The organism is Georgenia sp. G2120, assembly GCF_055326485.1.
Genome location: NZ_JBUZNL010000005.1, coordinates 239,497 through 249,199 on the forward strand (window position 1 = coordinate 239,497; position 9,703 = coordinate 249,199).

Annotated in this window: 9 protein-coding genes and 1 other annotated feature; of the genes, 5 read left to right on the forward strand and 4 right to left on the reverse strand. The window is 68.0% G+C overall.

The annotated features are described in order from the left end of the window. Nucleotides 1-117: 117 nt before the first annotated feature. The 4 genes from ACZLMO_RS08245 to ACZLMO_RS08260 all read right to left on the reverse strand — a co-directional run bounded on the left by ACZLMO_RS08245 (nt 118) and on the right by ACZLMO_RS08260 (nt 4,580). Nucleotides 118-1,362, reverse strand: coding sequence for a TniQ family protein (locus ACZLMO_RS08245; protein ID WP_463653449.1), 1,245 nt, complete (start codon nt 1,360-1,362; stop codon nt 118-120). Next, a complete protein-coding gene (locus ACZLMO_RS08250; protein WP_463653450.1) occupies nt 1,359-2,294 on the reverse strand; it encodes a TniB family NTP-binding protein in 936 nt (311 codons plus the stop codon). Before ACZLMO_RS08250 ends, ACZLMO_RS08245 begins: the two co-directional genes overlap by 4 nt. Then, on the reverse strand, nt 2,288-3,991 hold the full coding sequence (locus ACZLMO_RS08255; RefSeq protein WP_463653451.1) for a Mu transposase C-terminal domain-containing protein: 1,704 nt from the start codon (nt 3,989-3,991) through the stop codon (nt 2,288-2,290). Before ACZLMO_RS08255 ends, ACZLMO_RS08250 begins: the two co-directional genes overlap by 7 nt. A 184-nt stretch (nt 3,992-4,175) precedes the next feature. Further along, the gene (locus ACZLMO_RS08260; RefSeq protein WP_425713393.1) at nt 4,176-4,580 is read right to left on the reverse strand and encodes a heavy metal-responsive transcriptional regulator; all 405 of its coding nucleotides are present in this window, start codon (nt 4,578-4,580) and stop codon (nt 4,176-4,178) included. A gap of 85 nt (nt 4,581-4,665) precedes the next feature. On the opposite strand from ACZLMO_RS08260, the gene merA reads away from it, so the two are divergent. The 5 genes from merA to ACZLMO_RS08285 all read left to right on the forward strand — a co-directional run bounded on the left by merA (nt 4,666) and on the right by ACZLMO_RS08285 (nt 9,670). Beyond that, nucleotides 4,666-6,033 (forward strand): mercury(II) reductase, encoded by a 1,368-nt coding sequence (gene merA, locus ACZLMO_RS08265; protein WP_425713394.1) that lies wholly within the window; start codon nt 4,666-4,668, stop codon nt 6,031-6,033. A gap of 118 nt (nt 6,034-6,151) precedes the next feature. After that, nucleotides 6,152-6,511, forward strand: a complete 360-nt coding sequence (gene cmtR, locus ACZLMO_RS08270; RefSeq protein WP_425713395.1) for a Cd(II)/Pb(II)-sensing metalloregulatory transcriptional regulator CmtR — start codon at nt 6,152-6,154, stop codon at nt 6,509-6,511. Continuing rightward, nucleotides 6,508-7,107: a cadmium resistance transporter gene (locus tag ACZLMO_RS08275; protein WP_425713396.1), complete on the forward strand. Its 600-nt coding sequence runs from the start codon at nt 6,508-6,510 to the stop codon at nt 7,105-7,107. The genes cmtR and ACZLMO_RS08275 overlap by 4 nt, the downstream gene beginning before the upstream one ends. 47 nt (nt 7,108-7,154) lie before the next feature. Further along, nucleotides 7,155-8,174, forward strand: a complete 1,020-nt coding sequence (locus ACZLMO_RS08280; RefSeq protein WP_425713397.1) for an arsenic resistance protein — start codon at nt 7,155-7,157, stop codon at nt 8,172-8,174. A 237-nt stretch (nt 8,175-8,411) separates the two neighbouring features. After that, nucleotides 8,412-9,670 (forward strand): IS3 family transposase gene (locus ACZLMO_RS08285; RefSeq protein WP_425713425.1). Its coding sequence is split into 2 segments (ribosomal slippage): nt 8,412-8,706 and nt 8,706-9,670, totalling 1,260 coding nucleotides; the frame shifts between segments, so codons are not numbered across the junction. Then, nucleotides 8,696-8,827, forward strand: a sequence feature (AL1L pseudoknot). Its footprint overlaps the gene before it by 132 nt. Nucleotides 9,671-9,703: the final 33 nt, after the last annotated feature.

The window sequence follows — 9,703 nt, forward strand, 5'->3', positions numbered from 1 at the left end:
TCCCATCTATCACTTATACGACCGATTACGTGACAGTCGACAGCCGGGTGGCTGTCCATGGCGCACATGTCACTTAACCAGTCATCTATTCTAAGTCCTGCGAAGGGTGGTCGTCGCTCAAGATGTGACAGCCACTTGCGGGTCGGTCGGCGTCTGGCGTGCACGCGCCTCGGCCAGCGTCCGTGGGAGGTGGTGTGCCGGGATGTCGAGGGCGATCAGGTCCTCGCGGCGGCGCTGGAAGCTCGCCTCGCTGCGGGTCAGGGCGGTGAGGGTGGCCAGCAGCTGCCGGGCGGCGTCGGGGTCCTCCTGCGCGAGGGCTATCGCCGTGTTGAGCGCGTCCTCTGCCTCCTGCCAGTAGTTGCGGGCCGGTGGGGTGCCCTCGGGGACGGGTCGGTGTGGTTCGGGGGTCAGGAGCGGGGCGAGGGTGCCGTGGGCGGCGACCTCGCCGATTTCGATGAGGTGCATGGCGGTGGCGGCGGCTTCGAGGAGCATCTGCTGCCTTTCCCACGACAGCGCCTCGTGGGGACGCCACGGCGCGACGATTCCGGCGCGTACGGGGTGGCCAGTCAGCCGCCAGATGCGCTGGACGCTTCGGTGGGAGCGGGTGCGCAGCGCCGAGACGGGGGCGGAGAGCTCGTCGATGAGCGTGCGCAGCAGCCGGAACCACACCCCTGCGTGCACGGACCGGCGAGGCAGGAGGACGGCGCCGGTGCGTAGGGCCTCTTGGGTGCGGGCGTCCATGACGACGACCGGCGCCGGTGCACCGCGGGCGTGGGTGTCCTGCTTCTCCCAGGCCACGAAGGCACCCAGGCCGGCGAAGGCGGGTTCGAGGCGGCAGCCGTGCTGCGGGCAGCTGAGCGTCAGCGGGAGCTGGGAGACCAGGGTGAGGCCGAAGGTGCCGGCCGCGGCGGTGCTCAGGCAGGTCGGACAGGCCCGACGCAGCGGCCCCCGCTTGGGGTCGCTCGGCAACCAGGCACGCCAGCCGTGTACTTGCCGACGGGGCCGCTCCTTGGCGGTCAGGAGTACCGAGTCCTGGTGGACGTAGGTGTTGAACGCTGCTCCGGGTGTCGGCTCCGGGTTGAGGGGGTCGAGGAGCCAGGGCACCTGGCCAGCGATTGTCATGTGGCGTAGCTGGTCTAGCGGTACGCCGGTGCGCTCGGCCAGCGCGGGAAGCACGTCTGCGGGTGGGTCCAGGTCCAGGGCACTGGTGTGGTGGTCGGGAAGATCGGCGCCCGGTGGGGTGAGGTTGTGCCGGATGAGTTCCTCGACGCTCAAGTCGTAGACCTCGGCCAGCCGGTTGAGCCAGGACGTCAGCGCCTCCCCTTCCCTTGGTGGTGGGTGCAGGGGCCAGCGGCCGGTCACGCCAGCTCGCGCTCGAACATCCGGCGTCGTTCGGTAGGGCCGACGTAGGACGCCATGAGCAAAGTGCGTTGGTTGATCGACTCCTCACCGGACTCGATCGCGGCCACCGCGGCGTCGGTCAGGAGATGAGTGAGCTCGCCGATGGTGCCCTCGCTGCGGGAGAGCAGGTAGCGGGCCATGTCCTCGGTGGCGATCGTCGAGTGGCGGCGCAGCGGGAAGGCGGCGGCGAAGCTGGCCAGCAGCGAACGCGCCTCCTCGTTCGGTTCCCACCGGGGCAGGGTGAAGGGCTCGAAGCGGTTCTCCAGCTGGTCATCGGAGCGGATCGCCAGGTACGCCTCCCGGGTGCCGACCCCGACCAGCGGGATGCGCAGCTCGTTGCCCAGGAACCGGATCAGGTTGAGGAACTCGCGGCGGGTGTCCGCGCGCCCGGCCAGCACGTTGTGCAATTCGTCGATGACTAGGACCCGCACCCCGACCGCGCGCAGGAGCCTCAGCGTGGCCTGCTCCAGGTCGGCCAGGCGTTGGCGCGGGCGTAGCGGTGCTCCCATCGCGGCCTGCAGCGCGACGTAGAACCGGATCACCGAGGGGTCTGAGGGCATCTGCACGGCCAGCACCGGCATCTGCTCGCGATCGGAGTGCGAGGTGGGCGGGTGGAGGCGGCGGAACTTCTCGATGATCATCGACTTGCCGTTGTTCGTCGGGCCGAGCAGCAACAGATTGGGCATCCGCTGCTTGCCCGGCCACGCGTACAGCGTCTCCAGCCGCTCCAGCGCCGCGGTGGCGCGTGAGTAGCCGATCCACCGGTCGGCGCGCACGTGCCGCACCCGCTCCTCTGCCGGCAGCCGGGCCACCGACCGGGCGCTGGCGTGCAGATGACCAAGGTCGTCAGCGGCGACGTCCGCACCGGCTCCGTAGTCGTCCTGGCTTACCACTGCTCGATCACCTCGAACGGCACCACGGACCCCGCATCAGCGGCGCTGGCGCTGCTGGCGCCATCAGCCGGGATGTCGTCGGGCGGGACCGCCGCGGCGGGCTTGGCCCGTGGGGCCGCGGCACCCGCTTGGTTGCGGCGTTCGGCGTCGCGTCGGGCCTTGCGGGTGGTGGACCTGGCGGTGTCGGAAATGGTGCGCATTTGTTCGACCATCCGGAACAGCGACTCCTCATCGACCTGCGCCCGGCCCTCGGCCCGCAGCCGCTCCAGCGCGGCGCGGTGCTCCCACACGCTCACCGCCGGGTGGGACAGCGTCCGGTAGGGCACCGCCAGGTAGGACCCGCCATCGGAGTCGAGCACCCAGATGCGGCTGATGTCGCGCGGGTCGCGGCGGATCACGAACCGATCCAGCTGCCCGCGGCGGGCGATCCACGGCTTGAGTGCGTCGCTGAAGTAGCGCACGTGGTCGATGACGAACCCGGTGCGCGTCAGCGTCCTGCGGATCACCGGCAGGAAGTCCACCAAGAACGCGGTCTCGTTGGCCACCGTCACCGCCGGCGTCTGGGCAGTGCCGGCGGTCCAGCGGGCCTGCGGCGTCTGCCCCGTCGTGCTGTGGACCTTCCCGTGATAGTTCGCTACCGCCAGGGCCAGCCACTTCTCCAGCTCCCCGAGCGTCAAGGCGGCCTTGGCGTCGGAGTCGTAGCTGCCGCGCTGGGCCGGGTTGGAGAACGTCGTACCGGGCAGCTCATGGACCATCTCCATCACCGTGCCGACGACCCGCTCCACGATGCCGCCGTAGTGCGGACGTCCCGGTGGCCGGTAGCGCAGCGTGATCCCGTGCTCCTCACATCCCCGCCGCAGGGCCTCGCTCTTGAACTCCGCGGCGTTGTCCAGGTACAGCTCGCCAGGGTTGCCGGCCATCGGCCAGTCCACCTCGATGCCCAGGCGCTCCAGCCAGGCCCGCTTGTCGGTAACCATGTGCGCCAGGCACAACCCCACCGACAGTGCCGAGGGTGCCTCCAAGGTGATCACCAGGCCCACGATGCACCGGGAGAAGACGTCGATCGCGACCGTCACGTACGGCCGCCCGATCGGCAGACGGTGGTGCTCGTCGACCACGATTAGGTCCACCACAGTGTGGTCGATCTGCACCTGCTCCAGCACCCCGGTGATCGGCGGCACCCGCCCACCGGCCGACTTCAGTGACCGGGCCGCGTCTGCTCCCTCACGGGCCGTCGTCTCGGCCACCGGGTCAAGGCCGGCGATGCGGCGCACGATCGCGCCGAGTGACGGCACTGGTAGACTGCGGGTGCGGCACAGCCGCATGACCTCCCGGTGGACCGCGGCGGTCGTCCTCCGCTGCCGAGTCAGGTAGTGCTTACGCAGCACCTCACGGATGACCGCCTCCACCTCGGCTGGCAGCCGCTGCCCGCCGCGCCCGCCGCTGGAGCGACCCGGGATCAGGTCCGAGACCGTGCCATGTCCTTCGCGCCACCGACGCAGCAAGACGTAGACCTGCCGGCGCGAGATGTCCAGCTGGTCGGCTGCTGCGTCTACCGCCTCCTCGCCGGCTGTCCCGGCGTCGGCGAGTGGGCCGATCACCTCCGCCCGACGCACCGCCAGCGCCCACACCTCATCGGGAACGGTCAACAGACCGCGCTCAGGAACCCGGCCCTCATCGACGGCTTCGTCGTGCACAGGACTATGGAACAACGTGCCGGTCGTGCACACGGGTACGGACACGCCGGGAACATCAAACTCCTGTGCACACGACCCCGAACGCCCAGGTCACCTGTGCAGACGACTTCGGACATTCACAGAAGCGTCAACCATCCCGAACGGCGTGACGCACCCTCGTCGTCGCTGTAGCAGAATCGTTCGTTTACGGGTGGTACGCCGGGATGACGTGGCAGACGTTCGCCGGGTCACAAGAGAGGGGGTCGAGGCTCCCTGCCCGGTCGAGTAGTCGGTGTACCTCGTCCCGTAGGACCGTGAGCTCGGCGATCCGACGATCTAACTCCGTGGCGTGGGTGTGGAGCAGGTCAGTGACGGTCCGGCACGGAGGCCCGGTGTCGTCGCGAGCTGCGATGACCTCGCGAATTTCGGCGAGAGTGAGCCCGGCGGCCTGGGCGGCCTTCACGAACCGCAGCCGGGTCAGCGCATCGTCGTCATAGCTTCGGTAGCCGGAGGACTGGCGGTCGGGTTCGGGCAGCACGCCAGCCTGCTCGTAGAACCTGATCGTCTTTGTGGTCAGGCCGGTTCTGCCAGCAAGCTCCCCGATGCGCACACGAGCGAGCCTACGCCTTGACCTTCCACCGCACTGGAAGCCCTACGGTCACGAGCACGGTGGCGGCACGAAGAAGGAGCGGAGCATGGGCGAGTTCGACCTGGTGGTGATCGGGACCGGCGGTGCAGCGATGGCGGCCGGGATCGAGGCCCGTTCTCGTGGGAAGTCGGTGGTCCTCGTCGAGCAAGGGCCGCTTGGGGGCACATGCCTGAACATCGGTTGCGTGCCGAGCAAGAACCTGCTCGCGGCCGCCGGCCAGCGCCACCGGGCGCTGGCCAACCCGTTCCCGATGGTGCCGACTGGCACCGACGGTGTGGACATGCCGGCCCTGCTCGGACAGAAGCAGGAGTTGATCGACCGGCTGCGGCAGGCCAAGTACGCCGACGTCGCCGACGCCCACGGTTTCCCGATCCGGTACGGCCATGCGAGCTTCGTCGATGAGAACACCTTGCACGTCGATGACGAGCCGCTGCTCGCCTCGGCCTATATTGTCGCGACCGGGGTCGCCCCACACATCCCGAACCTGCCTGGTCTCGATGACGTGGACTACCTGACGTCGACGACGGCGATGGAGCAGCAGCAGCTTCCTGAATCGCTGGTAGTGCTCGGGGCGGGTTACGTCGGGCTGGAACAGGCTCAGCTGTTCGCCCGCCTGGGGGCGCGGGTCAGCATCGTTGGACAGTTCGGCCCGCATACCGAGCCCGAGATCGCGGACGTGCTGCGCGGGGTCTTCGCCGACGACGGCATCGAGGTCATCGAGGACCGCGGCGTGGCGGTCGCTGCTACCGGAGCCGGCGTGGTGGTGCGCACGGCGGGCGGGCGAGAGGTGCCCGGCGCGCGGCTGCTGGTGGCCACCGGCCGGTTCGCCGACACGGGCGACCTGGGTCTGGAACCTGCCGGGGTGAAGACCGATGAGCGTGGATTCATCGTTGTTGACGCCTACCAGCGCACCACCAACCCGCGAATCTTCGCCGCCGGGGACGTCTCCGGTGTACCGCAGTACGTCTACGTCGCCGCCCGCACCGGGCACGCTGCGGCCGCTGGTGCGCTGGGTGAGCCGACTTCCGTGGACTACCGCGGCCTACCCGGCGTCACCTTCACCACCCCGCAGCTCGGCAGTGCCGGGCTCACCGAGGAACAGGCGATCCAGCGCGGCCACCGCTGCGCGTGCCGAGTGCTCGGCGGGCAGGACATCCCCCGGGCGTTGGTGAACCGGGACACCCGGGGTGCGCTGAAACTTGTCGCCGACGCGGACACCGGCAAGGTCCTCGGCGTGCACGCCGCGCTCGATGGCGCCGGGGACGTCATGCTGGCCGCCACCTATGCGATCAAGTTCGGGCTCACCGTCGACGACCTGGCCGACACCTGGGCGCCCTACCTCACGATGAGCGAAGCGCTGCGCATCGCTGCGGGGCTGTTCCGCAACCAACTACCGACCTCCTGCTGCGCCTGAGCCAGGAGCCCCACCGGTGGCTGCCCTTGTAGAAGCCGCACAAAGACCGGTGCTGCTCCGCATTCGATCGTTTTCGGCACGGGGCTGCCGGTTCAGTCGACGCTGTACAGGTCAGCGCATGCTGACCATTGCTACTCGGCTGGACGTGATGAGCCGGTTAGGCCGGGCACTGGCCGACCCAACACGGTCACGGCTCCTCATGACGCTTCTCGAGGGGCCGAGCTACCCGGCTGTGCTCGCACGCGACCTCGGGCTGACGCGCTCGAACGTGTCGAACCATCTGGCGTGCCTACGCGACTGCGGCATCGTGATCGCCGAGCCCGAAGGCCGCCAAACGCGTTACGAGATCGCCGACCCGCACCTGGCACGTGCACTCAACGCACTGGTCGAGGTCACCCTCGCGGTGAACGAGAACGCTCCCTGCATCGATCTTGCCTGCCCGGTTCCCGGGTGCGCCAACGCCGAGGCTGACGCGTGATCCTGTCCTCGGTCCTGCAGGCCATCGGCCTGTTCATTGCCACCAACATCGACGACATCATCGTGCTCTCGCTGTTCTTCGCCCGCGGCGCAGGACAACGCGGAACAACAGCGCGGATCACCGCAGGCCAATACCTGGGATTCGGCGGCATCCTGGGCACCGCCGTGCTCGTGTCACTGGGCGCGGGAGCATTCCTGCCCCAGGAAGCCATCCCGTACTTCGGGCTCATCCCCCTGTCCCTAGGACTGTGGACCGCATGGCGGGCCTGGCGCGGAGGCGATGACGACGACGATGACGCCAAGGTTGAGGGCAAGAACGTCGGTGTCTGGACCATCGGCGCGGTCACCTTCGCCAACGGAGGAGACAACATCGGTGTCTACGTCCCAGTCTTCCTCAGCGTCGGGCCTGCGGCCGTGGTGGCCTACTGCGTCGTCTTCCTCCTGCTCGTCGCGGTCCTCGTCATGCTCGCCAAGTTCATCGCCACCCGCCGACCGATCGCCGAAGTCCTCGAACGCTGGGAACACGTCCTGTTCCCGATCGTCCTCATCGGCCTCGGGATCGTCATCCTCGTCAGCGGCGGAGCCTTCGGCTTCTGAGTTCCCGCCGCGGCCCCATTGCCCATCTCGGTTGAGAGACTGCGCGCATGGACGAAGAGCTCCGAGGAGAGGCAGCGGTGGATAGCCGTGCCGGTGTTGTCATCGCGTGGCTGGAGCGCTGGCAGATCTCGCTGTACCTCCTAGCGCTGGTGGCCGGTGCGGCAATCGGTCTGGCAGCACCGTCCGTCGCACCGGCCCTGGAGCAGACGATCAACCCAGTGTTGATCGCACTCTTGTACGCCACGTTCCTGAGCGTGCCGCTGACCAAACTCGGGCAAGCCCTACGCAACGGGACCTTCCTGGCTGGTCTCCTCGTCCTGAACTTCGTGCTCGTTCCGGTCCTCGTCTACGGACTCTCACGGTTCGTCGCTCACGACCAAGCACTCTTGCTGGGCGTCCTACTCGTCCTCCTCACGCCCTGCATCGACTACGTCATCGTCTTCTCCGGACTCGCTGGCGCCGCACACGAACGCCTGCTCGCGGCCTCTCCTCTGCTGATGCTGCTACAGATGCTGCTACTGCCGGTCTATCTGCGCCTGTTCGTCGGACCAGGGCTGTTCGACGTCATCGATGTCGCGCCATTCGTTGAGGCGTTCCTACTCCTGATCGTCACGCCCCTGACTCTCGCCGCAATCACGCAATCCCTGGCTGCGCGCCTTCACGCCGCTCGACGACTCATGGACCTCATGCAGGCGCTGATGGTCCCGCTCATGATGGCCACCCTCGCGGTCGTAGTCGCCTCTCAGATTGACGCCGTTCGCACCGATGCTTCCTCGCTGCTCGCCGTGATCCCGATCTACATCACCTTCTTAATCGCCGTTATCCCTCTCGGCCTCATCACGGCCCGCGCCCTCAAACAGGACGTGCCAGCAACCCGGGCAATGGTCTTCTCGGGCGCTACCCGTAACTCCCTCGTCGTGCTGCCCCTAGCGCTGGCACTACCCGAAACTCTCGCCCTGGCCGCCGTTGTCGTTGTCACCCAAACCCTTGTCGAACTCGTCGGAATGGTCATCTACGTTCGGATCGTCCCTCGCCTCGTCCCACACCCCGCGGCGGCCACGCCATGACAGCACCACCGACGTCGTTCGAAGCCGCCGCGATCACTCTGGTCATCGGCACCAACTGACTACCGCCACATAGCACCGGCAGAACCCCGCCATCTAACGGCCAAGACCACACACGCATTTTGCGACAGATGTGTGCCAGGGTCTAGACATGATGCAACACCCGGGACATCGGATCGGCTACGTGAACCGCCCTGGATCTCCTGGAGGGTGCTGATCTAGCAAGGGAGACTGATCCCCATGTCAGCACCGAGGAGATACGACGGTGAGTTCCGGGAGCGGGCGGTGCGGATGTACCGCGAGAAGCTCGGCGAGGGCACCGAGTCGAAGCTGGGAGCCCGCAAGCACGTCGGCTCGCTCCTGGACGTGAACCCCGCAACGCTGCGGAACTGGATCGAGGAGGCCGAGCACGCCAGCGGCGCCCGGCCCGCGACCACTCGCTCGAGTGAGTCCGAGGAGGTCCGCGCGTTGAAGAAGCGCGTGGCCGAACTCGAGCGGGCGAACGAGATCCTCAAGACCGCGTCAGCGTTTTTCGCTCAGGCGGAGCTCGACCGCCGACTCAAGTGATCGTGGCCTACATCGACACCTACAGGGACCGGTTCGGCGTCGAGCCGATCTGCGCCGTGCTGTCCGTGCACGGGATAAAGATCGCGCCGTCCACCTACTACGCCCACAAAGCCCGTCCTGTGAGCCAGGCGCTGTTGGAGGAGGCCTACCTCGTCAACGCGCTGGTGACGCTGCACCGGGAGAACTGGGGCGTGTACGGGGTGCGCAAGCTCTGGCATGCCGCCCGCCGCGCCGGCTTCGATGTTGGGCGCGACCAGGTCGCCCGGCTCATGGCCATCGCCGGGATCACCGGCGCAGTGCGGGGACGACACCGCACCACCACGACTCGGCGGTCGGCCCAGGCGCCACGTCACCCCGACCTGGTCAAGCGCGGCTGGCACGTGCCTACTGCGACCGACCAGCTGTGGGTGGCCGACTTCTCCTACGTGTGGACGCTGACCGGGTTCGTCTACGTCGCCTTCGTCGTGGACGTCTACTCCCGCCGGATCCTGGGCTGGCGAGTCGCAACGAGCATGCGGACCTTCCTGGTCACCGACGCCCTACGTCAGGCGATCGACGTGCGTCACCGCGCCGGAGCCCACTGGGAACACGGCCGGCTCGTCCACCACTCCGATGCCGGGTCGCAATACGTATCGCTGGCGCTGACCGCCGAGTTGGCCCAGGCCGGCATCGCCGGATCCATCGGCACCGTCGGCGACGCACTGGACAACGCGCTGTGCGAGTCGACGATCGGACTGTTCAAGACCGAGGCGATCAACGACGGCGGCCCGACCTGGAAGAACCACGCCGAGGTCGAGTGGCAAGTCGCCCGCTGGGTCCACTGGTACAACCACGACCGCCTCCACTCCTCAATCGGGCAGCTGCCACCCGTTGAGTTCGAACACGCTCACCGGCAGGCTACGACCGTGACCCCCGAACCGGAGGTCGCGTAACCAACCACCCTCCGGAAGATCCAGGGCGGTTCA

Bases quoted from the DNA above. Each gene is read 5' to 3' on its own strand.
- merA (WP_425713394.1), top strand. From the start codon at position 4,666: ATGGGCGAGTTCGACCTGGTGGTGATCGGGACCGGCGGTGCAGCGATG.
- cmtR (WP_425713395.1), top strand. From the start codon at position 6,152: ATGCTGACCATTGCTACTCGGCTGGACGTGATGAGCCGGTTAGGCCGG.
- ACZLMO_RS08280 (WP_425713397.1), top strand. From the start codon at position 7,155: ATGGACGAAGAGCTCCGAGGAGAGGCAGCGGTGGATAGCCGTGCCGGT.